The organism is Citrobacter sp. Cpo069, from assembly GCF_030332785.1.
Taxonomy (GTDB): domain Bacteria; phylum Pseudomonadota; class Gammaproteobacteria; order Enterobacterales; family Enterobacteriaceae; genus Citrobacter; species Citrobacter portucalensis.
The window spans coordinates 1-22,549 of the sequence record NZ_JAOWHD010000038.1; the positions used below are offsets into that span (position 1 = coordinate 1).

20 protein-coding genes and 2 pseudogenes are annotated in these 22,549 nt (G+C 49.1%); 8 read left to right on the forward strand and 14 right to left on the reverse strand.

The features are described 5' to 3' along the window. Nucleotides 1-114: 114 nt before the first annotated feature. Nucleotides 115-573 (forward strand): IS200/IS605 family transposase, encoded by a 459-nt coding sequence (tnpA, locus tag OGY08_RS03495; protein WP_057069660.1) that lies wholly within the window; start codon nt 115-117, stop codon nt 571-573. Nucleotides 574-686: 113 nt separating this feature from the next. On the opposite strand, the gene OGY08_RS03500 is transcribed toward tnpA, so the two are convergent. Next, nucleotides 687-1,718, reverse strand: coding sequence for a mechanosensitive ion channel family protein (locus OGY08_RS03500; protein WP_003843943.1), 1,032 nt, complete (start codon nt 1,716-1,718; stop codon nt 687-689). Nucleotides 1,719-1,962: 244 nt separating this feature from the next. On the opposite strand from OGY08_RS03500, the gene OGY08_RS03505 reads away from it, so the two are divergent. After that, complete coding sequence (locus tag OGY08_RS03505; RefSeq protein ID WP_003020403.1) at nt 1,963-2,223, forward strand: DUF2534 family protein; 261 nt, start codon at nt 1,963-1,965, stop codon at nt 2,221-2,223. Nucleotides 2,224-2,271: 48 nt separating this feature from the next. On the opposite strand, the gene uspE is transcribed toward OGY08_RS03505, so the two are convergent. From uspE to ogt, 3 genes are all read right to left on the reverse strand, one after another. Next, nucleotides 2,272-3,222: a universal stress protein UspE gene (gene uspE / locus OGY08_RS03510; RefSeq protein WP_125363688.1), complete on the reverse strand. Its 951-nt coding sequence runs from the start codon at nt 3,220-3,222 to the stop codon at nt 2,272-2,274. A 151-nt stretch (nt 3,223-3,373) separates the two neighbouring features. Continuing rightward, on the reverse strand, nt 3,374-4,126 hold the full coding sequence (gene fnr, locus OGY08_RS03515) for a fumarate/nitrate reduction transcriptional regulator Fnr (RefSeq protein ID WP_003020397.1): 753 nt from the start codon (nt 4,124-4,126) through the stop codon (nt 3,374-3,376). Nucleotides 4,127-4,320: 194 nt separating this feature from the next. Next, complete coding sequence (gene ogt, locus OGY08_RS03520) at nt 4,321-4,836, reverse strand: methylated-DNA--[protein]-cysteine S-methyltransferase (RefSeq protein ID WP_008784895.1); 516 nt, start codon at nt 4,834-4,836, stop codon at nt 4,321-4,323. Nucleotides 4,837-5,061: 225 nt separating this feature from the next. Here ogt and smrA point away from each other — a divergent pair, with 225 nt between their 5' ends. Next, nucleotides 5,062-5,625 (forward strand): DNA endonuclease SmrA, encoded by a 564-nt coding sequence (gene smrA / locus OGY08_RS03525; RefSeq protein WP_008784894.1) that lies wholly within the window; start codon nt 5,062-5,064, stop codon nt 5,623-5,625. 12 nt (nt 5,626-5,637) lie between these two features. Here smrA and OGY08_RS03530 read toward each other — a convergent pair whose 3' ends face one another. Together OGY08_RS03530 and OGY08_RS03535 are read right to left on the reverse strand one after the other, a co-directional pair. After that, complete coding sequence (locus OGY08_RS03530; RefSeq protein ID WP_008784893.1) at nt 5,638-6,870, reverse strand: GGDEF domain-containing protein; 1,233 nt, start codon at nt 6,868-6,870, stop codon at nt 5,638-5,640. A gap of 67 nt (nt 6,871-6,937) precedes the next feature. After that, nucleotides 6,938-9,052: pseudogene (locus OGY08_RS03535) on the reverse strand (putative bifunctional diguanylate cyclase/phosphodiesterase). A gap of 411 nt (nt 9,053-9,463) precedes the next feature. Between OGY08_RS03535 and OGY08_RS03540 the strand changes: the two are divergent. The 4 genes from OGY08_RS03540 to dbpA all read left to right on the forward strand — a co-directional run bounded on the left by OGY08_RS03540 (nt 9,464) and on the right by dbpA (nt 13,557). After that, complete coding sequence (locus OGY08_RS03540; RefSeq protein ID WP_032943572.1) at nt 9,464-10,573, forward strand: methyl-accepting chemotaxis protein; 1,110 nt, start codon at nt 9,464-9,466, stop codon at nt 10,571-10,573. Nucleotides 10,574-10,727: 154 nt separating this feature from the next. Beyond that, complete coding sequence (gene zntB, locus OGY08_RS03545) at nt 10,728-11,711, forward strand: zinc transporter ZntB (protein WP_125363689.1); 984 nt, start codon at nt 10,728-10,730, stop codon at nt 11,709-11,711. A 276-nt stretch (nt 11,712-11,987) separates the two neighbouring features. Beyond that, nucleotides 11,988-12,155, forward strand: coding sequence for a proline-rich small protein YnaL (gene ynaL / locus OGY08_RS03550; RefSeq protein ID WP_219013537.1), 168 nt, complete (start codon nt 11,988-11,990; stop codon nt 12,153-12,155). A 28-nt stretch (nt 12,156-12,183) separates the two neighbouring features. Continuing rightward, nucleotides 12,184-13,557: an ATP-dependent RNA helicase DbpA gene (dbpA, locus tag OGY08_RS03555; protein ID WP_008784890.1), complete on the forward strand. Its 1,374-nt coding sequence runs from the start codon at nt 12,184-12,186 to the stop codon at nt 13,555-13,557. A 78-nt stretch (nt 13,558-13,635) separates the two neighbouring features. Here the strand turns inward: dbpA and ttcA are convergent, their stop codons facing one another. The 7 genes and pseudogenes from ttcA to nifJ all read right to left on the reverse strand — a co-directional run bounded on the left by ttcA (nt 13,636) and on the right by nifJ (nt 21,556). Then, nucleotides 13,636-14,571 (reverse strand): tRNA 2-thiocytidine(32) synthetase TtcA, encoded by a 936-nt coding sequence (gene ttcA, locus OGY08_RS03560; RefSeq protein WP_032943567.1) that lies wholly within the window; start codon nt 14,569-14,571, stop codon nt 13,636-13,638. Between the two features lie 49 nt (nt 14,572-14,620). Then, nucleotides 14,621-14,884, reverse strand: a pseudogene (locus OGY08_RS03565) (tyrosine-type recombinase/integrase); the annotation flags it as partial. Between the two features lie 321 nt (nt 14,885-15,205). Next, the gene (locus OGY08_RS03570) at nt 15,206-15,448 is read right to left on the reverse strand and encodes a DinI family protein (RefSeq protein WP_003840850.1); all 243 of its coding nucleotides are present in this window, start codon (nt 15,446-15,448) and stop codon (nt 15,206-15,208) included. A gap of 186 nt (nt 15,449-15,634) precedes the next feature. Beyond that, nucleotides 15,635-16,069 carry a universal stress protein UspF gene (uspF, locus tag OGY08_RS03575; protein ID WP_003833207.1) on the reverse strand — a complete coding sequence of 145 codons (435 nt, stop codon included), beginning with the start codon at nt 16,067-16,069 and terminating at the stop codon, nt 15,635-15,637. A gap of 81 nt (nt 16,070-16,150) precedes the next feature. After that, on the reverse strand, nt 16,151-16,363 hold the full coding sequence (locus OGY08_RS03580) for a KTSC domain-containing protein (RefSeq protein ID WP_003833205.1): 213 nt from the start codon (nt 16,361-16,363) through the stop codon (nt 16,151-16,153). A gap of 147 nt (nt 16,364-16,510) precedes the next feature. After that, the gene (gene ompC / locus OGY08_RS03585) at nt 16,511-17,665 is read right to left on the reverse strand and encodes a porin OmpC (protein WP_032943564.1); all 1,155 of its coding nucleotides are present in this window, start codon (nt 17,663-17,665) and stop codon (nt 16,511-16,513) included. A 366-nt stretch (nt 17,666-18,031) separates the two neighbouring features. Further along, nucleotides 18,032-21,556: a pyruvate:ferredoxin (flavodoxin) oxidoreductase gene (gene nifJ / locus OGY08_RS03590; protein ID WP_186413347.1), complete on the reverse strand. Its 3,525-nt coding sequence runs from the start codon at nt 21,554-21,556 to the stop codon at nt 18,032-18,034. Nucleotides 21,557-21,830: 274 nt separating this feature from the next. Between nifJ and OGY08_RS03595 the strand changes: the two genes are divergently transcribed. Further along, on the forward strand, nt 21,831-22,097 hold the full coding sequence (locus OGY08_RS03595) for a putative hemolysin (RefSeq protein ID WP_003833199.1): 267 nt from the start codon (nt 21,831-21,833) through the stop codon (nt 22,095-22,097). Between the two features lie 13 nt (nt 22,098-22,110). Here the strand turns inward: OGY08_RS03595 and hslJ are convergent, their stop codons facing one another. Continuing rightward, the gene (gene hslJ / locus OGY08_RS03600; RefSeq protein ID WP_125363691.1) at nt 22,111-22,530 is read right to left on the reverse strand and encodes a heat shock protein HslJ; all 420 of its coding nucleotides are present in this window, start codon (nt 22,528-22,530) and stop codon (nt 22,111-22,113) included. Between the last annotated feature and the right edge of the window lie 19 nt (nt 22,531-22,549).

Genomic DNA, 22,549 nt, shown 5'->3' on the forward strand with positions numbered 1-22,549 from the left:
GGTTCCGGAAAGCTTTCAGCTTTGGGCCAGTTATTAAAACCCCTTTTGATTTGTTAAAACACCTTGCGGTCTGGCAACTGCAAGGGTTAAACAAGAAATCAAAAGGGGGTCCCAATGGGGGACGAAAAGAGCTTAGCGCACACCCGATGGAACTGTAAATATCACATAGTTTTTGCGCCCAAATACCGAAGACAAGCATTCTACGGGGAGAAACGTAGGGCGATAGGCAGCATCTTAAGAAAGCTGTGTGAGTGGAAAAACGTGCGGATCCTGGAAGCGGAATGCTGTGCAGATCATATCCATATGCTTGTGGAAATCCCGCCCAAAATGAGCGTATCCGGTTTTATGGGTTATCTGAAAGGTAAAAGCAGTCTGATGTTGTATGAGCAGTTTGGTGATATGAAGTTTAAATACAGGAACAGGGAGTTCTGGTGTCGTGGGTATTACGTAGATACGGTGGGTAAGAACACAGCAAGGATACAGGAATACATAAAGCACCAGCTTGCAGAGGATAAAATGGGCGAGCAGTTATCGATCCCTTATCCGGGTAGCCCGTTTACGGGCCGTAAGTAACGAAGTCTGATGCAAATGTCAGATCGTATGCGCCTGTTAGGGCGCGGCTGGTAACAGAGCCTTATAGGCGCATCAGAAAAACCTCCGGCTATGCCGGAGGATATTTATTTTTGTTAGTGTGTCGATGGCGATGCTTCAGGATTATCCATATACAGCGTCTGGCTGGGGAATGCAAAGTCGGCGCCGTTTGCCTGGACTATCGTGATAATCTTTAAATAAACGTCTTGCTGTACCGCGAGCCATTCCTTCCAGACGGTGGTTTTCGTGAAGCAATACACCATGATATTCAACGATGAATCGGCAAATTCATTAAAATAGACCAACAGAGTTTGTTTCTGGTCTATTCCAGGATGGTTTTGCAGCATTTCTCTGACCGACTCGACAACGGCACCGACTTTATCGGCATCCTCATATCGTAACCCGATCACCGTTTTAATTCGCCGGTTGGTCATGCGCCCTGGGTTTTCTACGCTGATGGAGGAGAAAATCGAGTTTGGCACATACAACGGACGATGGTCGAAGGTGTTTATTTTAGTCATTCGCCAGCCAATTTCTGCTACCGTGCCTTCAATATTGCGGTCCGGGGAGCGGATCCAATCGCCTATGCTAAACGGTCTGTCGAAATAGAGCATAATGCCTGAGAAAAAGTTGCTCAGAATATCTTTCCCCGCCATACCCACTGCGATACCGCCAATACCGCCAAAGGTTAACAGACCGGATAAGCTCATACCGAAGTGTTCGCCATACAGTAAAATGATGGCAACCACGATGGTAATCTTGATGATACGCGACAGGATCCTCGCGCTGGTGATATCCCTGCCTTTATTAATCTGCGTCTTTTCAAACTGATTAATCACCAGAAAAAGTTTGATGGTCAGGATCAACGCAATCAACGAGGTGCAGATAAAGTCGACCACGCTGGGGGAGATAAATTTCAGGCTGTAACTTTCGATAACGTTATTAGCAATGCTGCCAAACGTCCCAATGATAATGGCATAGACAAAAAATTGTGCGGCATGAAATATGAATCCTTTGCAGCGACGCTCTCCACGATGATACCAGACGCTCATCAGGACCAGCGCGGCACAGCAGCTAAGAATTACCGTCAAATTAAACGCATTATTCATAAACAGTTCAGCGATCATGATTCTTCCTGGCAACTCCGTGTTAGCTAAATATCATCTGACATCCTAATCCCCAGATATTTTACTCAGTTAAGGCGGTCAGATCATTAATCAAAAGGAGAGATAAATAATGCAATCAGCGCTATTTTCAGCGAAATAACGCTGACGTCAACCCTGTATGCGGTTTATGTAGCAGACAGTCAGTTGATGTCATGGTATTGTTAGCGCAAAGTAACAAGGTTTTCATCTGCAAAAGGACAGTACTATGATCATGGCTAAGCTGAAAACAGCGAAGGGACGGAAGTTTCTGTTGTGCCTGCTTGGAGTGTTTATTATCGCAGCGTCGGTCGTGACGCGAGCGACGATAGGTGGCGTTATTGAACAGTATGACATTCCGCTATCCGACTGGACCGCTTCAATGTACGCCATTCAATCTGCAATGATTTGTGTCTACAGCATGGTGTTTACGATTCTGTTGGCTATCCCGCTTGGTATCTATTTCCTCGGCGGTGAGGAGCAACACTAGGCGTTTAAAATGCCGGATGATATCGCCATCCGGCATTTCATTGTGTGGTTAATCGTCTTCTTCGTCGTCCAGTTCAACTGGCGTCTGATATTCATCCGGCTTGATGACCAGCAGGTCACAGCGTAGATGATCGATAACCTGTTCCGCGGTGTTACCAAGAAACGCAGCAGAAATACCGGTACGTCCGACGGTCCCCAATACCACAATACCCGCCTGCAAGTGCTCGGCTAAATCAGGAATGACCTCTTCAGGTAAGCCTTTTTCAACGTGCGTCACTTTCTCATCAATACTGAATTTTTGGCGTAGCGCCTTCATGGCCAGCAGATGCTGTCCACGGATTGCGTCGTTATAAACGCTGGGATCAAATTCAGGCAGTTCAATCGCGATGTTGATTGGTGTGACAGGGTAGGCGCCAACCAGATGCACTTCGGTATGGTTAACCTGTTCTGCAAGCTGTAGCGTCTCTTTAACCAGTTTTTCATTGAGCGCGTTGTGATAAGCCTCTTCACTGGCGAGGTTTACGGCAACCAGTGCTTTACCCCCTTCAGGCCATGGCTGGTCTTTCACCATCCATACCGGACTTGGACATTTACGCAATAAATGCCAGTCGGTTGGCGTAAATATTACGGCTTCGAGGCGGTCGTGTTGGTGCGCCATCTTGAGGACCAGGTCATGCCTGGCGCTGATGACTTCCTGGATGATGGCTTCAAAGGGTCGGTTATGCCAGACCACTTTAATATCCAGAGGGATCCCTGCTTCGATGTAGTATTTCGCTTGTTCACGTATCCATGCAGTTCGCTGGCTGATGACCCCCTGACGCATTGCCGTACGCTCATCGGGCGACAGCAGGGTAGTCATTTCATAGGAAAAGTCATAGATCGGCAAAAAGGCTTTAATTTTGCCACCAATCCGTTGATGCAAATAAACAGCTCGCCGTAATGCTGGTTGATCGTCCTGGTTAGGGTCGATGACGACCAGCATATTTTTATATATAGCCATACAGGGTCTCCTTACAACTGTCATCGCAGTTTGTAACTAAAAGAGTAACCCAATAATGTAGATTGAAACAGGGAATAACCTCCTGCCAGATCAATAAATCGGGAAAATTTAGCGATTTGACAGAAGGATAACAGAGAGGCTTGCGGAAATATTACGCAACGTTACGCGTGTGGCCGGCAAGAACTGCCAGCGCGTCGCTGTTCTCAATAGTGATATATTTGCCTTTCACCGCCAGCATGCCGCTTTTCTGGAAACGACCCAGCAGGCGGCTGATGGTTTCAACTGTCAGACCGAGGTAGTTACCAATGTCGCCACGGGTCATGGTCAGGCGGAATTCACGAGGCGAGAACCCACGCTGGGCGAAGCGACGAGACAGATTGTAGATAAAGGCCGCCAGGCGCTCTTCAGCGTTTTTCTTCGACAGCAACAGGATCATATCCTGGTCGCCTTTGATTTCGCCACTCATCAGACGCATCATCTGCTGACGCAGGTTCGGCATCTTACCGGACAGGTCATCAAGGGTTTCGAAAGGAATTTCGCATACCATTGAGGTTTCCAACGCCTGAGCAAAGCTCGGGTGATGGCCGCTGCCAATGGCGTCAAAACCTACCAGGTCACCCGCCAGATGGAAACCGGTAATTTGCTCATCGCCTTGTTCGGTAATGGTATAGCTTTTTATCGTTCCGGAGCGGATAGCGTAGAGTGATTTAAGCTCATCACCTGCTTTAAAGAGCGTCTGCCCTTTTTGGATAGGCTTTTTGCGCTCGATGATGTTATCGAGCTGGTCAAGCTCATGCTCGTTAAGTGTGAACGGGATGCAAAGCTGGCTGATGCTGCAATCCTGGCAATGGATAGCACAACCGCCAGACTGAATGCGCCGTATAATTCGCTTTTCCGGGATCATAGGTCTGCTCAAGCCGTAATTGATATTTGTCAATTTTAACATCTTTTTGGTGAGCACGTAAGCCTGAGCTACTCCCAATAGAGAATAATTCAGGCATAACTGGAGCGAATGTTTGTATCTGCTTGATTAACCACACTTAATTTGTGGTCGCATTATGCGGAAGTGTGATGAATAAGGCATTAATTGCCTGGAATCTAGAGTAGCAAATAACCTTCGTGGCGCAATAACCACTCTTTTCGTTGTACACCGCCGGCATATCCGGTCATGGTGCCGTTACGTCCAATGACGCGATGACAGGGGACCACAATGCTTACTGGATTGGAGCCATTAGCTGCGCCGACCGCTCTTGCAGCGCCGGGGCGCCCCAACTGTTCGGCCAACTGACCATAATGCATGACCTGCCCGCAGGGGATAGTGCGTAATGCTTGCCAGACTTCACGCTGGAAAGGCGTCCCAGCGGTTGCCGTTTCCAGCGTGTCAATTATGCTGAGGTTTCCGGCAAAATACTCAGAGAGTTTATCGCTTAATCCACCAGGATTTTTGGCGGTAATGCGCTGATAACCTTCTGTACGGTAATGAATATCAAGCAATTGTTCCATGCGATCGCTGTGCTGATCCCATTCCACTGCGCGCAGGCGAAATTGCTCATCACAAATAACCCACAGCGGGCCCAGCGGCGTGTCGATGGTGTCTTCCAGTAAGTTAAGCATCCGTTTCTCTCATTACAGCATTCAGGCGAGGCTACACATTATCACGCCAGTGACCGTCGCAGCTATACCCCTAAAAACGGATATCAACTTGTCGTGGGTAGATCGGTTCAGCGCGGAGGATCCGGTTAATTATTGGAAATATCCGTAAACCGTTACCGGTATAGTTGTCGGTATAATAGTGCGCGGTTATGATAATGCCCGTCGCAATACGCTGGAGGATGAAACATGAACCTTGATGATGCATCGCTGTTTCTTGACGCAATGGGGGATGTTCAACCGCTGAAACACCATGCCGATGTGCACTGGCAGCCCATGCGCAATCTTCGCACTCCGGCGCGTATCGATACGCTACAACTGGATAATTTTCTCTCGACGGGATTTCTCGATATTGTCCCGTTGAATGTGCCGCTCGAGTTTCGTCGCGAAGGTTTACAGAACGGCGTGACCGACAAGCTGCGAAACGGAAAATACCCGCAGCAGGCGAGCCTTAATCTTATTCGCCAACCTGTTGAAACATGTCGCCAGATGCTCTTTAGCTTTATTCTGCAGGCGCAGCAGGAAGGGTTGCGTAACGTGCTGGTGATACACGGCAAGGGACGTGACGATAACTCCCATGCCAATATTGTTCGCAGCTACGTGGCGCGCTGGTTGACGGAATTTGACGACGTGCAAGCATACTGCGCCGCACTGCCGCATCATGGCGGCAGCGGGGCATGTTATGTGGCATTGCGTAAAACCGCACAGGCAAAACAGGACAACTGGGAGCGTCACGCTAAACGCAGTCGCTGAACGACGTAAACATCAGGCGGCCAGCACTCTGTTCCTGCCTTCGTTCTTGGCTTTGTACAACGCGTCGTCAACGCGTTTGAATAACTCATCGATGCTTTCATTTGTTTCGTGCCGAGCTACGCCAATGCTGACGGTAAAGCGGGGAAGGCCCGGGAGAGTCACTTTGGCCACCGTCGCCCGTATCACTTCTGCGAGATTGAGGGCAATATCTAACGAGGTTCGCGGCAGCAGCAGCACAAATTCTTCACCTCCCCAGCGAAAAATCAGATCATCCTTTCTTGCACAGGATTCAAGTGTGCGTGCCAGAGCGCAAAGTACCTCATCACCTTTTAAATGACCAAAAAGATCGTTAATGCTTTTAAAGCGATCGGTGTCGATCAACAGCAGGCTGTAATCCTGTGTCAATGACATCGCGTGGGTCTGTTCCGGCTCGGTTACCTGATAAAAATGTCGGCGGTTAAGCAATCCCGTTAAGGCGTCACGCAGGGCCGCACGCTCAAGCTCCTGTTCCAGCCGTTTTTGCTCGGTAATATCATGAATAATGCACAGCATGAGCTTATTACCGTAGATTTCAATTGGCCCGGCGTAGGTTTGTACGTGACGGGATGTGCCGTCTGCCAGTTTATGCACAAAATGCAAAGGTTTATGGCCACCGGGAAGATGGGCGATTTCATGCATCACCGGGAGTATATGACGGCCCAGCGTATTGATTTCCCATGTATGTTTCTGACACATCGTATCATGGCTATAGCCATAAAAATTTAGTGCACTGAGATTTGCATCAACGATAAGCCCATCACGGGACGGATCGATAAGCAACATTGGGGCCGAGTTAGTCTGGAAAAAACGCGCGTAAAATCCCTGTTTTTTTCGCTGATAATTCGCTGAACGGCTCGCTTTCAGACCTTGTGAAGTCGGTGTTTCAATGCCTTCGAAAAGAATAACGTCACCTGATTCCGGCAGAGAGCGGATGGACAGGCGGCTGGCCATCGCGACGTCTTCACCTTCGCGGCAAACCGTAAGGATTTCTACAATGTCGTGATGATTTCTCAAATCGCTGAGATACATGGTTAAATCATTTTGGGCATGAGTTGAAAATATGCCCTTGCGGAGTAGAGAAAAGCAGGGGGCCTGCATCAGTTCCCGTGCAACGGTATTAGCGAACACCAGTTCTTCGGTATGCGGCGAAACAATCCACACCGGCAGGGTTAATAAATCCAGTGAATGCAGCTCGGTTGTGCTCATCGATAATCCCGTTATCTTTATCTGCTGTGTTGCCCGTTTAATGGCATCTGTTTTTTATATTACAGTCTCATAATGTTATTGATTGTTGAGGAGACAAAGACTGTACGATTCGCTGCTGCTTAATGTTACTTTCCGTTGGAATCAATTCATGGATCTGATGCGCAGGCAACGGTTTTGCAAACAAGAAACCTTGCAGCACGCCACATCCCATCTGGGTCAGGAGTATTTCCTGCTCCTGGGTCTCTATTCCTTCAGCCACCACTTGCATATTCATGGAGTGGGCTATGTCAATAATAGTAGACACAATCTTTGTATTTTTGCTGTTCTCGCTGATGTCTTTGACAAATACTCTGTCAATTTTTAATTCCCGTGCCGGAAGAGACTTCAACATCAATATATTTGAATAACCGGTACCGAAATCATCAATAGAAACGGTGATCCCTAAAGCTGAAAATGCATTTAAGACTTCAGCGCTACGTTTTAAATTTTTAAGTGCTGTACTTTCAGTCAATTCCAGCGTGAGATATGCAGGTGATAGTTGATATTGTGCAAGGGCGCTGCAAACCACATCAACGATGTCATGTTGTTCAAACAGGGAAGGGGAAAGATTAACGGCGAGGGTCCATTCCGCATGGCCCTGTAACTTCCATTGATGTAACTGCTGGCATGCCTGCTGGATAACCCATTTCCCGACCGGAATGATAAGGCCTGTTTCTTCCAGCGCAGGCAGAAACTCAGCGGGTAACAGCATGCCGCGTTCCGGGTGATGCCAGCGTAATAACGCTTCAAAACCGGTCAGGGAATGATCTCCGGCGGTGTATTTGGGTTGGTACCAAAGCTCAAATTGATCGTGTTCCAGTGCTTGTGACAGTTCCTGTAAAAATGTCGGCGGTGTATCGGCGATAGCTTCCATTTCCGGGCTATAAATAGCCCAACCGTTTCTGCCAGCCTGTTTGACATGATACATCGCCATATCAGCCTTTACTTTTAACTCATGCAACGTGGAACCATGTTCAGGATAAATACTGCTTCCCGCACTTAACGAAACCCGAATGGTGTACCCAAAAAGCGTGAAAGGATCACCAATCGCAGCGGCAATCCGGGTCAGCAGAGCGGTGATATCCTCTTTATTGCAGTCAGGAACCAGAAGAATAAACTCATCTCCCCCCAGCCTCGCCAGCGTCATGGTGTCATCAAGGCAGCTGTATATTCGCTGCGTACTGGCGATGAGCAACTGATCGCCGATGTGATGTCCCCAGGTATCGTTAACGACTTTGAAGCGATCGAGGTCGATGAATACCAGAGCAAATTGATGCTGATGCAGTTTGGAATGCTGCAAACAGGCCTGTAAGCAGGCATCTATCTGTGTGCGATTGGCAAGTCCGGTAAGTGCGTCGAAGTGGACCTGATGCTCAAGCTGGCAGTTAAGTTGATGTAAGTTGTCAGCCAGTCGGGAGGTACGCAGTTGCGAATCCACCATCGACACCACCAGCATGATACCCAAAATAACCAGCGTGACGGCGCAGACCCAGACAGAGAGTTCCAGTGTGCTGAGCCCATTGTGTACTGTGTGTCCAAAATGGGTGAATGTTGCCGCTCCCATCCCGGTGTAATGCATAGAGGCAATCGCCAGCGCCATAATAAGGGCGGCGACAAGCCGATTGATCAGGGCTCAACGGGTATTTTGGCGCAAATGAAACGCCAGCCACAAACCTACACCAGATGCAACGATGGCAATCATCACTGAGAGCAGTATCAGCGAATGACTCCATAGGATGGCAACATGCTCAATGATGGCATACATGCCAACGTAGTGCATGGTGACGACACCGGCGCTTAATATTCCAGTGGCTACGACTAATCGTTTTGTTGAAAGCGTATTACCGGAAATGGCGATATTAATAGCGAGAGTTGCAGAAATGAGCGCAATAAAGAAAGAAAATGCCGTGAGCGAAAAATGGTAATTGATCGGCATACTCATTTTCATGGCCAGCATACCGATAAAATGCATTGACCAAATACCCATCCCTAGCGTAGCCCCGCCAGACAGGCGCCAGAAGGTTGATTCACGTCGATTGGAGATTGCCACCTTGCCCGCACTATCGAGAGCAATAAAAGAGGCAATAAACGCGACAACAAAGGAAATCCCAATCAATACAGGGTCCCACGACACGTTCAACATCATACTACCTATCGAAAAAAAACCGTGGTAATAAATCTAGCAGGTTTTGTCCAGTTAACATGATAAAACCGGGAATGTTCTTATGTTTTTACACTGGTATTAGAGGGAACAGGAAGATAGTGAAAATAACGAGCCATTACTTATATAAACATTCACCAAATTTATAGTTCTGTGTGTTTTATGCTCTCCATGTGCTTGTCATCACAATAACCTGATGACTGGCGCCATCACAGCCATTTGATGGAATAAAACACTGAGCTAACAGGAATAAATGGTGTAATTTCTTGCCTTAAGTAAAAGGATTGCAGGTTCTCATTGAAAGTTCAGCTTTCGTCGCAGAGCAATGGCATTCTGCATTGCAGGTGCTATAAAAAATAATATCTACATAATTTCTTAGTGCACAGGACTAAAATGTTAAATGATATTAGCGTCAGAACCTTTATTATTTTATTTCTGCTCATTTCGGCAGTTGCTCTCAATATTGTTGAGATGATTTTCTCGGCCGCGCCGGAAATTATAATTGGTACAAATGTGGTAAGCGTTATTTCTATATTATGCTTATGGTGGTATATGACGAAATACCTGGTCATGCCGATCAATACGGTAAAAAGGAGCATTGAGGAAGTGACGTCTGGGAATCTGGCGATCAGTATTCCAGAGTTTGGTAATAATTGTGCAGGTAGACTAATACCGGGCATCAATAGTTTATCGAGTAATATTTCAACACTCGTTAATGAGATCCGAACATCCTCACAAACGGCGATGGCGCTCTCTGAACAGCTTGCGGAACGCAGCGCCGAGCTTTCAGTGAAAACGGAACAACAATCCGGAGCATTGATGCAGACGGCTGCTAATATGGATGAAATAGCCGTTAATACGCGAAATAATGCTGACAACACGCAAATCGCCAGCGTCCAGGCAACAGTTGCCACGCAATGCGCCATTCAGGGTGGCGAATTAATGGTGCAGGTTGCGACAAATATGCGTTCAATCACCGAATGTGCACAGCAGATGACGGAAATAATTACGCTAATTGATGGTATCGCATTCCAGACAAATATTCTGGCATTGAATGCTGCCGTGGAAGCGGCGAGGGCCGGTGAACATGGCAAAGGTTTTTCCGTGGTGGCCGGTGAGGTCAGAATGCTTGCACACCGAAGTGCGGATGCTGCTAAGAATATTAAGCAGCTGATTGCGCAAACCCATCAAAATGTTCAGCAAGGTGCAGCTATTGTGCGTGAAGCAGAAAAAAATATGCATGATATTGTCGGTGGTGCCGGTCAATTAAACCAACTGATGGGCGAGATATTAACCACTACACAGGAGCAGGAGAAAGGAATTATCAGAATTACTCATGCACTGGCCGAACTGGAGAATGTAACCCAAAGTAATGCCATTATGGTTGATGAGCTTTCTGATTCCTCGGGTATCCTGAAAAACCAGGTGATTGATCTCCAGTCGCGAACACATAAATTTCGCTTAAGTAACGCTCTTGAGTCAGCGAGATGGCAGCGGGCTTAACTGGGCATCTCGATGCAAGCGTCGCAATCGTCGGCGCTTTTTGTATTATCAGATATTTTTATGAATCATTTCAGCACAATGGGACAATGAGATATTGCTTAACATATTCTGACAGCTAGACTAACGAAAAAAGCTGAATGTTTGTGGAGGGGCTGTGGAAGCCATTAAGGGAAAGGATGTTAATGTGCCGGATGCCGTGTTTGCCTGGCTGCTGGATGGTCGAGGTGGCGTAAAACCGCTGAGCGATAATGATGTAATTGATAGTCAGCATCCCTGCTGGCTACATCTTAATTATACCCATCCTGAAAGCGCCCAATGGTTGGCGACAACACCTCTTCTTCCCAACAATGTGCGTGATGCGCTGGCAGGCGAAAGTACACGCCCACGCGTCAGTAGAGTCGGGGAAGGTACGCTGATTACACTGCGCTGTATTAACGGCAGCACCGACGAGCGTCCTGACCAACTTGTAGCGATGCGTTTATATATGGATGAACGTCTGATTGTCTCAACCCGTCAGCGCAAAGTGCTGGCACTGGATGATGTGGTCAGCGATCTCCAGGAAGGGACAGGAGCGGCTGATTGTGGCAGTTGGCTGGTGGATGTTTGTGATGCGCTAACCGACCATGCCAGCGAATTTATCGAACAGCTGCACGACAAGATTATTGATCTGGAAGATAACCTGCTCGATCAGCAGATCCCACCGCGTGGTTTTTTGGCTTTACTGCGTAAGCAGCTAATTGTGATGCGCCGTTATATGGCACCACAGCGTGATGTCTATGCCCGTCTGGCGAGTGAACGTTTACCCTGGATGACCGACGACCATCGGAGACGGATGCAGGATATCGCTGACAGGCTGGGGAGAGGGCTGGATGAAATAGACGCCTGTATTGCCCGGACCGGTATTATGGCGGATGAAATTGCGCAGGTGATGCAGGAGTCTCTGGCTCGCCGAACGTATACAATGTCATTGATGGCAATGGTTTTTCTTCCCAGCACATTTTTAACTGGGCTTTTCGGCGTTAACCTCGGCGGTATCCCCGGCGGTGGTTGGCAGTTTGGTTTCTCACTTTTTTGTATTCTGTTAGTGGTCCTGATTGGTGGTGTTACTTTATGGTTGCACCGTAGTAAATGGTTGTAACAACAACGTTTTTTAGTGGCTTTTGCGCATGAAAACGTCCTGATTTTTGAGCGAAGTCAATAAACCATCTACCTATTCGGGGCAATATCTCTCTCGCAGGTGAATGCAACGTCAAGCGATGGGCGTTGCGCTCCATATTGTCTTACTTCCTTTTTTGAATTACTGCATAGCACAATTGATTCGTACGACGCCGACTTAGATTAGTCGGCTTTTTTTTTGCCTGCAGGAAATCAGCGTCTACCCTAAAAGAGTCAACCTGAATGACTGGAGGGGTATATGACCTGTCTGATTGCAACGTTGAACACTGATTCGCTACCGACCGATCCGGTTCCCATTCCCGATCCCATACCTCGTCCGCAGCCCATGCCGGATCCGCCGCCGGATGAAGAACCGATTAAATTGTCGCATCACGGGCACAGATCTGCGAGGATACGCGCCTGCTGAATGTGAGTTTTTACCGCGAGATTAAATTGTGACCGCTTTTTCAACCCTGAATGTTTTACCTGCTGCTCAACTCGAGAATCTTAACGAGCTGGGCTATCTTGAAATGACGCCTGTTCAGGCTGCTGCGTTACCGGCAATCCTGGCGGGTAAAGATGTTCGCGTGCAGGCTAAAACCGGCAGTGGCAAAACGGCTGCTTTTGGTCTTGGGCTATTACAGCATATTGATGCCGCGCTGTTTCAGACGCAGTCTCTGGTGTTGTGCCCAACGCGCGAGCTTGCCGACCAGGTGGCGGGTGAACTGCGTCGTTTAGCGCGCTTCCTGCCAAACACCAAGATCTTAACGTTGTGCGGTGGGCAACCCTTTGGCGCACAGCGTGACTCCCTGCAACATGCACCACATATTATTGTTGCCACACCGGGTCGTTTACTTGACCACCTGCAAAAAGGCACCGTTTCTCTGGATGCCCTGAATACGCTGGTTATGGATGAAGCCGACCGCATGCTGGATATGGGCTTTAGCGATGCGATTGATGATGTCATTCGCTTTGCGCCTGCGTCACGTCAGACTTTGCTGTTTTCCGCAACCTGGCCGGAAGCCATTGCTGCTATCAGTGGCCGGGTACAGCAAAATCCATTAACGATTGAAATTGATACGGTCGATGCGTTACCGGCGATTGAACAGCAGTTTTTCGAAACCTCCAGCCACGGAAAAATTCCGCTGCTGCAAAAGCTACTCAGCCAGCATCAACCCGCATCGTGCGTGGTTTTCTGTAACACCAAAAAAGATTGTCAGGCCGTTTGTGATGCACTGAATGCGGCAGGGCAAAGCGCACTGTCATTACATGGCGACCTGGAACAGCGCGATCGCGATCAGACGCTGGTTCGTTTTGCCAACGGTAGCGCGCGCGTCCTGGTCGCAACCGATGTGGCCGCACGTGGCCTGGATATCAAATCACTTGAGCTGGTAGTTAACTTCGAACTGGCGTGGGATCCGGAAGTCCACGTCCATCGTATCGGACGTACCGCGCGTGCCGGCAACAGCGGTCTGGCGATTAGCTTCTGTGCGCCGGAAGAAGCGCAGCGTGCCAACATTCTTTCTGAAATGCTGCAACTGAAGCTGAACTGGCTAACTGCGCCAGCTAACGGCTCAATCCTGCCGCTGGAAGCAGAGATGGCGACATTATGCATTGATGGTGGTAAAAAAGCGAAAATGCGCCCTGGTGATGTTCTGGGGGCTCTGACCGGTGATATTGGTCTGGATGGCGCTGATATCGGCAAAATTGCCGTTCATCCGGCACACGTCTATGTCGCCGTTCGCCAGAACATAGCGCATAAGGCGTGGAAGCAATTACAAAACGGTAAGATTAAAGGCAAGACTTGCCGGGTCCGGTTATTGAAATAACTACCCGTTGGGGCGCCTGATGGCGCTCCGCTTATCAGGCCTACAGGCGCTTATGCGCGTTGTAGGCCTGACAGACGCTTACTTCACTTCCACCACGTTCAGGCGTAACTCATCCAGTTGAGCATCATCTTCTTCTGGCTGCCAGCCCGCAGGCTGCAGCGGGATCTCTTCACGATCGAACGCTAAATCCCCGCCGTCCACAACCTCTGAACCGTGCTTAATGCCTTTAAAATCGAACAGATTGATATCGCTCAGATGTGAAGGTACAACGTTTTGCATCGCACTGAACATGGTTTCAATGCGGCCTGGATAGCGTTTGTCCCAGTCACGCAGCATGTCAGCAATGACCTGACGCTGTAGGTTAGGCTGTGAGCCGCACAGATTGCACGGAATAATCGGGAAACCTTTCGCTTCGGAGAAACGCTCGATATCTTTCTCACGGCAGTAAGCCAGCGGGCGGATCACGATGTGCTTACCGTCATCACTCATCAGCTTCGGCGGCATGCCTTTCATTTTCCCGCCGTAGAACATGTTTAAAAACAGCGTTTGCAGGATGTCGTCGCGATGGTGGCCGAGCGCAATCTTGGTGGCTCCTAATTCGGTTGCCGTACGGTACAGAATGCCGCGACGCAGGCGGGAGCAGAGCGAGCAGGTCGTTTTGCCTTCTGGGATTTTGTCTTTGACGATCCCGTAGGTGTTTTCTTCAACAATTTTATACTCAACGCCCAGCTGTTCCAGATACTCTGGCAGAATGTGCTCCGGGAAACCGGGTTGTTTTTGATCGAGGTTAACCGCAACTAAGGAAAAACTGATCGGGGCGCTTTGCTGCAAATTACGCAGGATCTCCAGCATGGTATAGCTGTCTTTCCCGCCGGAAAGGCACACCATAATGCGATCGCCGTCTTCGATCATATTGAAATCGGCAATGGCTTCGCCCACGTTACGACGCAGACGTTTTTGCAGTTTGTTCAGGTTGTATTGTTCTTTCTTTGTAACTTGTTGATTATCTTGCATTCTTACCGTTCTCAAAAACCAAAAGGGGCATGTAATGGGCAAACTTCAATCACAGGGCTAGTTGGCTATTCAACATTGCAACCCGATCGTCATTCATTTCTTCAATCCATGTACTGTAGACGTCGTACACTATTTGCGCGTTTTCATGCCCCATCTGATTAGCTATAAATGATGGGTTCGCTCCAGCCGATTACTGCCAGCAGGCAAAAGTATGCCGCGTATGGTACGGATTACGGCGACGAATACCAGCACGTTTTACAGCTGAGTTCTATCTGGCACCGATGTTACTCATAGAGTAGTAAGATTTTTGCTCTTCGTGACCAGACCAGAATAAACTGTGAACCGAACGATTGAATAAAGGTACATGGTCCCGGACAGGAAGCAATTAATCAGCTGAAAGCAGATATTGAAGCGCTGAAGAAAATTGTGGAGCAGTTCACCGCCAGATAATTCAGTTCTGAACTATCAACGAGCAATGTCAGGGAGCGAAAAACGCAGGGTGTGGCGAACTGCCGCAACCATGCCGTATGCAAGAGCATGGCTGCGGCCAACCGGCAAACATCCGATAGTGCGAGTATTGAATGATTGCCAGTCACAGCGGATGGTACTTAAGCAATATGACGGTTCAAGGCGTTTAATCTGAAACCAGCCACATATCAGCCTCTTCAAACATTTCCTGCACAGTTCGGCTTATCTGTTCTTTCTCATGCTTGCTGGCGTCAGTATTGATCGCCGGCAGTGTCATCATCGGTTTAACCCGAACATCAGCATCGGGGAAGATCCGGTGAACCCTCTTAGTTAACTCGCCCAGAATGATATCTTTTGCACCGGGCAGACCATCAAAATTCCTTTTGTCATAAACGAGTTCCACGAACATTGCTTATCGCTCTTTTTGCTGGATGTATATACAGTATTTATACTCTGTTTTTATCCGGGTTTCAAGAGAGGGCGTAATGATGTCACGACATAGCGATACTGAAATGGCCTTGTATGCTTCGATCAGGAATCGTGGGGAAAATGAGGGAGAAACAAAAAGCCCGCAGCGATGTGCGGGCCAGACAGCTTAGCGGACTACCAGTACCGAACACTCCGCGTGACGCACTACAGCCGCGGCGTTAGAGCCCAGCAGGTAGGTGGTGATGTCAGGTCGGTGTGAGGCAATAATGACCATATCGGCCGGTAATTTTTTGGCGATCTCCAGAATCTTATCTTTCGGCGCACCTTCTGCGACATGAACGTGCACTCTGTCCGTTGGGATATTGAACTTCTTGATAATCTCTTCCAGTTGAGATTTCGCTTCGGCTTTCAGATCGTCCATGGCCGGTAACTCTGCCGAGTAGGCCAGTCCCAGGGAAGCGTAATAGGGCAAGGACGGAATAACGGTCAAAAAATGAACCTGCGCATCGTCGATCTTTGCTTCTGCTTCAACATGGGCAATAACGCGTTGAGTTAATTCTGAGTCTGAAATATCGATGGGTACAAGAATCGTTCTGTTCATAAAACCTCCTGTTTAAGTATCCACGTAAAGCTTACCGCGTAATGGCACTTTATGTACAATGACAACGATCACATTTTGGCATCACTTTATTTTGATTTCAGGAAATTTTCCTTTTATTACCCCATCGTAAAATCGGCCTTTAGAGACCACGATCAGGAAATCACGAAAAATACGGGCAGGGACCTGCTGATATTGCAGGGTAGCCAACTGGTGAAAGCGAATTTCTAGCGTGCAAGAGGATTCGTCATAGCCGACGGATGCAATACGGGATGATTTTACAGGATGATGATTCATTGCAGGTATCCTCTACTACAGACCTTAATGCAAGATATCATCTATCAGAGATGTGTTTTAACGCAACAGATATAATGTTTCGAATGAGATAAAACAGAGTTACACAGAAAATAAGGATAGCCCGCCGTTGCCAGCGGGCTTACGAATTTAGAACTGGTAAACCATACCCAGTGCTACAGTGTCATCGGTAGAGATGTCATTGCGAGTGTAGAAGCTGTCGTCTTCGTCCAGCAGGTTGATTTTGTAATCAACATAGGTGGAGAAGTTTTTGTTGAAGTAGTAAGTAGCGCCTACGGAAGCATATTTAACCAGATCTTTGTCGCCGCTTGTTCCTGCTGGGCTTGCAGCAGTACCAGGCATAGTCAAATCCTTACCTTTAGACATCAGGAAAGAAACTTCCGGACGCAGACCGAAGTCGAACTGGTATTGTGCAGTCACTTCAAAGTTCTGCGTTTTGTTGGCAATAGTATTATCGCTACCGTCTGAACCACCATACGGGGTCATATTGCGGGTTTCGGAGTACATGGTTGCCAGGTAGATATTGTTGGCGTCGTATTTCAGGCCGGCAGTCCATGCGTCAGCCTTATCGCCACCAGCGGTAGAATCGTTAACCTGCTCATTAGTACGGTCAGAAGAGGTGTACGCTGCACCGAAGCTTACGCCCATACCCAAATCATAGGTAGAGGAGATACCGAAGCCGTCACCGTTGGAGTTCTTCATGTTACGATCGGCGCCACCGTTATTGGTGCCTTCCTGCTCTGGTGACTGATTTTCGTTCGCGCCCTGGTACTGCAGCGCAACGTTCAGACCGTCAACCAAACCAAAGAAGTCAGTATTACGGTAGGTTGCAACACCGTTTGCACGACCGGTCATGAAGTTGTCAGCTTTGGTGTAAGAGTCGCCACCGAATTCTGGCAGCATATCGGTCCAGCCTTCAACGTCGTACATTACGCCGTAGTTACGGCCGTAGTCGAATGAACCGTAGTCGCCGACTTTAATACCTGCGAATGCCAGACGAGTCCAGGAGTCGCCTTTATCACCTTCGGTGCCGTTGGCCTGAACCTGATATTCCCACTGGCCATAACCGGTGATCATATCATTAACCTGTGTTTCGCCTTTGAAGCCCATACGCATATAAGTCTGATCGCCATCGCTGTTAGCGTCGTCAGAGAAATAATGCAGGCCGTCTACTTTGCCATAGAGATCTAATTTGTTGCCGTCTTTATTATAAACTTCAGCAGCGTGAGCTGCGCCTGCAGCCAGCAGGGCAGGAATTACGAGAGCCAGTACTTTTCTGTTCATTGAAATAATCCTTTAGTTTTTTTATTAACCTGTGACCACCCATGTAGGGAGTAAAAGCATGCTAAAGGAGAAGTTCCGTAAAGAGATAAATATGAATTGTTACGTCTTAAGTAAAACCTTAAACAAATAATTCTACGGAAATAGTGATAATTGCCGTGAATGAGTTTGTAAAATATATATAAAATAAAAATTATACAATTGAATTTTGTTGGGCTATTCTGCGCGTGTTATATGCCTTTATTGTCACGTTTTATTTTTCGTTGGTATATTGATGACACTTATTAATTAGCCAGCGAATAAATTGACAAGCCCGAACAACTGTTCGGGCTTTTTTTTTGGTTCCGGGCTAATACTGAGAAAAACGTATTATTCGGTACCGCTCTTTTCCGCTTTGCCTGCCAGTTGGGCCAGGAAGTCGTAGCGTTTTTGCAAATCAGCCGTTGCATCCTTCCACAGCTGTTCTGCAACTTCTGGCTGTTGGGCGTTCAGGCGGCGGAAACGCTGCTCGTTAAGCAATGTTTCGGCCAGCGCATCTGACGGTGGGCGCGAGTCGAGCGCCAGCGGCAGCTTACCTTCGTCTGCTCGGCGTGGGTCAAAGCGGTACAGCGGCCAGAATCCGGTAGCCGTGAGTTGACGCATCTGATCGTGGCTTAGTGCGAGGTCATAGCCATGCTCCTCACATGGGCTATACGCGATAATCAGCGACGGGCCGGGGTAGGATTCAGCTTCCTGGATAGCTTTGACCGTCTGATTCAACTGGGCGCCCAGAGAAATCTGTGCGACATAAACATGTCCGTACATCATCATGCTGACGCCAAGATCTTTGCGAGCCTTGCGCTTGCCATGCTCACCAAACTTGGTAACCGCCCCAAGCGGCGTGGCTTTCGACGCTTGTCCACCCGTGTTGGAGTAACACTGGGTATCCAGTACCAGAATATTGACGTTCTCGGTGAGACTCAGGACGTGATCCAACCCGCCAAAACCAATATCGTAAGCCCAGCCGTCACCGCCAATCAGCCAGATGGACTTCTCGACCAGCGCGTCGGCATCGGTTAACAGTTGCTGTGCACCTTCGACATCTTTCAGATGCTGGCGCAGCGCAGCAACTTGCTCACGGCGTACTTCTGGCGTCGCTTCAGCATGCAGGGCGTCATTCAGTTCAGACGGAATATTATCCGCAAACTGCTCCAGCAAACGCATGACGCGCACACGGTGTTGATCCACCGTCAGGCGGAAGCCCAGACCAAACTCGGCGTTATCTTCGAACAGAGAGTTTGCCCACGCAGGTCCACGACCATTGGCATCGGTCGTATACGGCGTTGAAGGGAGGTTACCGCCATAAATCGATGAACAGCCGGTCGCGTTAGCGATCAGCATGCGGTCGCCATACAGCTGCGTAAGCAGTTTGATATACGGCGTTTCACCACAACCAGAACAGGCGCCGGAATATTCAAACAGCGGAGTGATTAACTGCGAGGTACGGATATCAATGCGTTCAAGCTTGCTGCGGTCGATCTCCGGCAGATTGAGGAAGAAGTCATAGTTAACTTTTTCTTCTTCAACATGCTCAAGGCGCGACATCATATTGATGGCCTTGATTTCCGGGTTTTGGCGATCTTTTGCCGGGCAAACTTCGACACACAGATTACAGCCAGTGCAATCTTCTGGTGCAACCTGCAGGACATACTTCTGACCGCGCATATCGCGTGATTTCACATCCAAAGAATGCAGACTGGCAGGGGCGTTTTCCATCGCTTCAGGTGAAACCACTTTGGCGCGGATTGCCGAGTGCGGGCACGCGGCAACGCAGTGGTTACACTGGGTACACAATTCTTCCTTCCAGATGGGGATCTCTTCGGCGATATTACGTTTTTCCCAACGCGTGGTGCCCATTGGCCAGGTGCCGTCTGGCGGCAACGCTGATACGGGGAGGGCATCACCCAGACCGGCGAGCATTGCCGCGGTGACGGTTTTCACGAAATCAGGTGCGGCATCAGAAACCACCGGTGGTCGGTTTGCGCTGTGCGGATCAACCGGCTGGAGTGCTACTTCGGCGACGGATTCGCGCGCCAGGGCCAGAGCCTGCCAGTTACGTTCAACAAGGTCCTGTCCTTTACTGCTGTAACTTTTCGCAATCGCCCCCTGCAATTCAGCCAACGCGCTGTCGCCGGGTAAGATTTGCGTCAAATGGAAGAAGGCCATTTGCATAACGGTGTTAATACGCGCTGCCAGACCGCATTCGCGGGCGATTTTGGCCGCATTAATCACGTAGAATCGGGCTTTCTTCTGATTCAGTACCGCCTGAACTTCCTGTGGTAGACGACCCCAGACTTCATCCACACTGTATGGCGTATTAAGCAGGAAAATACCGCCTGGTTTCAGGCGCTCGGCCATCTGATACTTATCGATAAATTGCAGCTGGTGACAGCCAACAAAATCGGCTTGTGAAACCAGATACGCTGATCGAATAGGCTGCTCGCTAACGCGCAGGTGGGAAACCGTCAGACCGCCTGCTTTTTTCGAGTCGTAGACGAAATAACCCTGCGCATACCATGGCGTCGAGTTACCAATAATTTTGATATTGTTTTTGGTGGCTGACACGCTACCGTCGCTGCCCAGCCCGTAAAACAGCGCTTCGAGCTTAGCCGTACCGGGCAGGGTGTTTTCCGGTAACGGTAGCGACAAGTTGGTGACATCATCATAGATACCGACCGTAAAGCGAGGTTTCGGCTTCGCGCTGCTCAGCTCATTAAAGACTGCCATCACGCAGTCTGGACCGAACTCTTTGGAAGAAAGGCCATAACGTCCGCCAATCACGCGCGGCAGCGTTTCTCGCTCGCCACAGTTAAAGGCTTCTGCTAACGCGGTCATTACGTCCAGATACAACGGTTCCGCCTGTGCGCCTGGTTCTTTGGTGCGATCAAGAACGGCGATGCTGCGTACGGTTTCCGGCAGCGCGCGCAGTAAATGTCTGGCAGAGAATGGACGGAACAGACGCACTTTCAGAACGCCGACTTTCTCGCCATGCGCCAGCAGTTCTTCAACGACTTCTTCGCAGGTTCCAATCGCCGAGCCCATTAAGATAATGACGCGCTCAGCCTGAGGATGGCCGTAATATTCAAATGGCTGGTACTGGCGACCTGTCGCTGCGGCGAAATCGTTCATCGCCTGCTCTACATGATCGTAAACCGCGTTGTACCACGGGTTTGTTGCCTCGCGTGACTGGAAATAGGTGTCCGGATTCGCAGACGTACCGCGAATAACCGGATGCTCAGGATTAAGCGCCCGAGCGCGATGAGCATCGATTTCCGCCTGCGGCATCAGTCCGAGGATCGTGTCGTCGGCCAGTGGCACAATTTTATTGATTTCATGGGATGTACGGAAACCATCAAAGAAATGAATAAACGGAACCCGGCTTTTCAGGGTGGCTATTTGCGAAATCAGCGCAAAGTCCTGTGCCTCCTGAACGCTGCTGGCACACAGCATCGCACATCCTGTCTGGCGCACCGCCATCACGTCGGAATGATCGCCAAAGATCGATAATGCGTGAGTAGCAATTGTACGAGCCGCAACGTGCAGTACAAACGGGGTCAACTGACCGGCCAGTTTGTACAGCGTTGGGATCATCAGCAACAGGCCCTGCGATGAGGTAAACGACGTAGAGAGCGCACCGGTCTGCAACGCGCCATGAACGGTTGCGATCGCACCGCCTTCTGACTGCATTTCTACGACGCGAGGGGTATCCCCCCACACGTTCTTAAGCCCGTTCCCGGCCCAGGCATCTGCCTGCTCAGCCATCGTCGAACTGGGCGTAATCGGGTAGATGGCGATAACCTCGCTGGTACGAAATGCGACTGAAGCAACCGCACCATTACCGTCAATTGTGATCATACTGACACCCTTACATTGCGCAAAAAGAGGGACACGCGTAACAGCGGCGAGTCCTGTAGTTATCGTTCTATTTTAGCAAAAGCGCTAAAGACAGATTTTCGCTTTTGTGTCCCTGGAATAAACAGAATGAATGGTTTGATCAAAGGAGCAGGCAAAAAATTGCCAGAAAATGTAAACAGTACGCATAAATGCGTATTTTGCCTCTCGACGGCGGTGTTTCCGCTGCCTATTATTTATGGCTGTGTCGTTTGGTTAATATTCAGAGGGGAGTAAGATGCGCGCAGCGTTTTGGGTAGGATGTGCCGCGTTATTATTATCGGCTTGTAGCAGCGAACCTGTTCAGCAGGCAACCGCCGCGCATGTCGCACCGGGCATGAAGGCAGCAATGTCCAGTTCAGGAGAAGCTAATTGCGCCATGATTGGCGGTTCGCTCTCTGTTGCTCGTCAACTGGATGGTTCTGCTATCGGGATGTGTGCGCTACCCAACGGCAAACGCTGTAGTGAGCAGTCGCTTGCCGCCGGAAGTTGTGGGAGCTATTAAGCCACCACGTTTCCTACATTAAATCCGCGAGTTTATACGTCAGTGTTTGTTCTGCTGTCGCCAGCGTTAACTGGTCAGCAGTTAGATCGACCTGTGCGCCTTGCTTAAACATTTCTCTGACGATCCCGTCGAGCGCGTTAAGCTGTGGATCGGCGCACATCATACGCGTCATCGCCATATCTTTTACCTTCAACTCACCGTCGGACAGCTTGCCCTGACCGTGGAATTGATTACACATCTTTCCTGATACCGTCATGTTTTCGCCAAAACTTAACTCAGGTGGGTTGTTGGTGGTGGTGACGGCTTTACCATTCACGCTTTGCAAAACGAAGCGGTGATGCTGCAACTGTTCGCGATTGACGGAAACTTTTCCATTGCTCACACAGCCAGCCATCAGCATGCTGAGCGCAATCAACGTGACAACTTTCTTCATTAAATTTCTCTACGTTTGT

Bases quoted from the DNA above. Each gene is read 5' to 3' on its own strand.
- OGY08_RS03505 (WP_003020403.1), top strand. From the start codon at position 1,963: ATGATCATGGCTAAGCTGAAAACAGCGAAGGGACGGAAGTTTCTGTTG.
- OGY08_RS03540 (WP_032943572.1), top strand. From the start codon at position 9,464: ATGTTAAATGATATTAGCGTCAGAACCTTTATTATTTTATTTCTGCTC.
- OGY08_RS03595 (WP_003833199.1), top strand. From the start codon at position 21,831: ATGCGCGCAGCGTTTTGGGTAGGATGTGCCGCGTTATTATTATCGGCT.
- uspE (WP_125363688.1), bottom strand. From the start codon at position 3,222: ATGGCTATATATAAAAATATGCTGGTCGTCATCGACCCTAACCAGGAC.
- uspF (WP_003833207.1), bottom strand. From the start codon at position 16,069: ATGAACAGAACGATTCTTGTACCCATCGATATTTCAGACTCAGAATTA.
- tnpA (WP_057069660.1), top strand. From the start codon at position 115: ATGGGGGACGAAAAGAGCTTAGCGCACACCCGATGGAACTGTAAATAT.
- smrA (WP_008784894.1), top strand. From the start codon at position 5,062: ATGAACCTTGATGATGCATCGCTGTTTCTTGACGCAATGGGGGATGTT.
- OGY08_RS03530 (WP_008784893.1), bottom strand. From the start codon at position 6,870: ATGAGCACAACCGAGCTGCATTCACTGGATTTATTAACCCTGCCGGTG.
- ogt (WP_008784895.1), bottom strand. From the start codon at position 4,836: ATGCTTAACTTACTGGAAGACACCATCGACACGCCGCTGGGCCCGCTG.
- OGY08_RS03500 (WP_003843943.1), bottom strand. From the start codon at position 1,718: ATGATCGCTGAACTGTTTATGAATAATGCGTTTAATTTGACGGTAATT.
- ttcA (WP_032943567.1), bottom strand. From the start codon at position 14,571: ATGCAAGATAATCAACAAGTTACAAAGAAAGAACAATACAACCTGAAC.
- ynaL (WP_219013537.1), top strand. From the start codon at position 11,988: ATGACCTGTCTGATTGCAACGTTGAACACTGATTCGCTACCGACCGAT.
- OGY08_RS03570 (WP_003840850.1), bottom strand. From the start codon at position 15,448: ATGTTCGTGGAACTCGTTTATGACAAAAGGAATTTTGATGGTCTGCCC.
- hslJ (WP_125363691.1), bottom strand. From the start codon at position 22,530: ATGAAGAAAGTTGTCACGTTGATTGCGCTCAGCATGCTGATGGCTGGC.
- ompC (WP_032943564.1), bottom strand. From the start codon at position 17,665: ATGAACAGAAAAGTACTGGCTCTCGTAATTCCTGCCCTGCTGGCTGCA.
- fnr (WP_003020397.1), bottom strand. From the start codon at position 4,126: ATGATCCCGGAAAAGCGAATTATACGGCGCATTCAGTCTGGCGGTTGT.
- OGY08_RS03580 (WP_003833205.1), bottom strand. From the start codon at position 16,363: ATGAATCATCATCCTGTAAAATCATCCCGTATTGCATCCGTCGGCTAT.
- nifJ (WP_186413347.1), bottom strand. From the start codon at position 21,556: ATGATCACAATTGACGGTAATGGTGCGGTTGCTTCAGTCGCATTTCGT.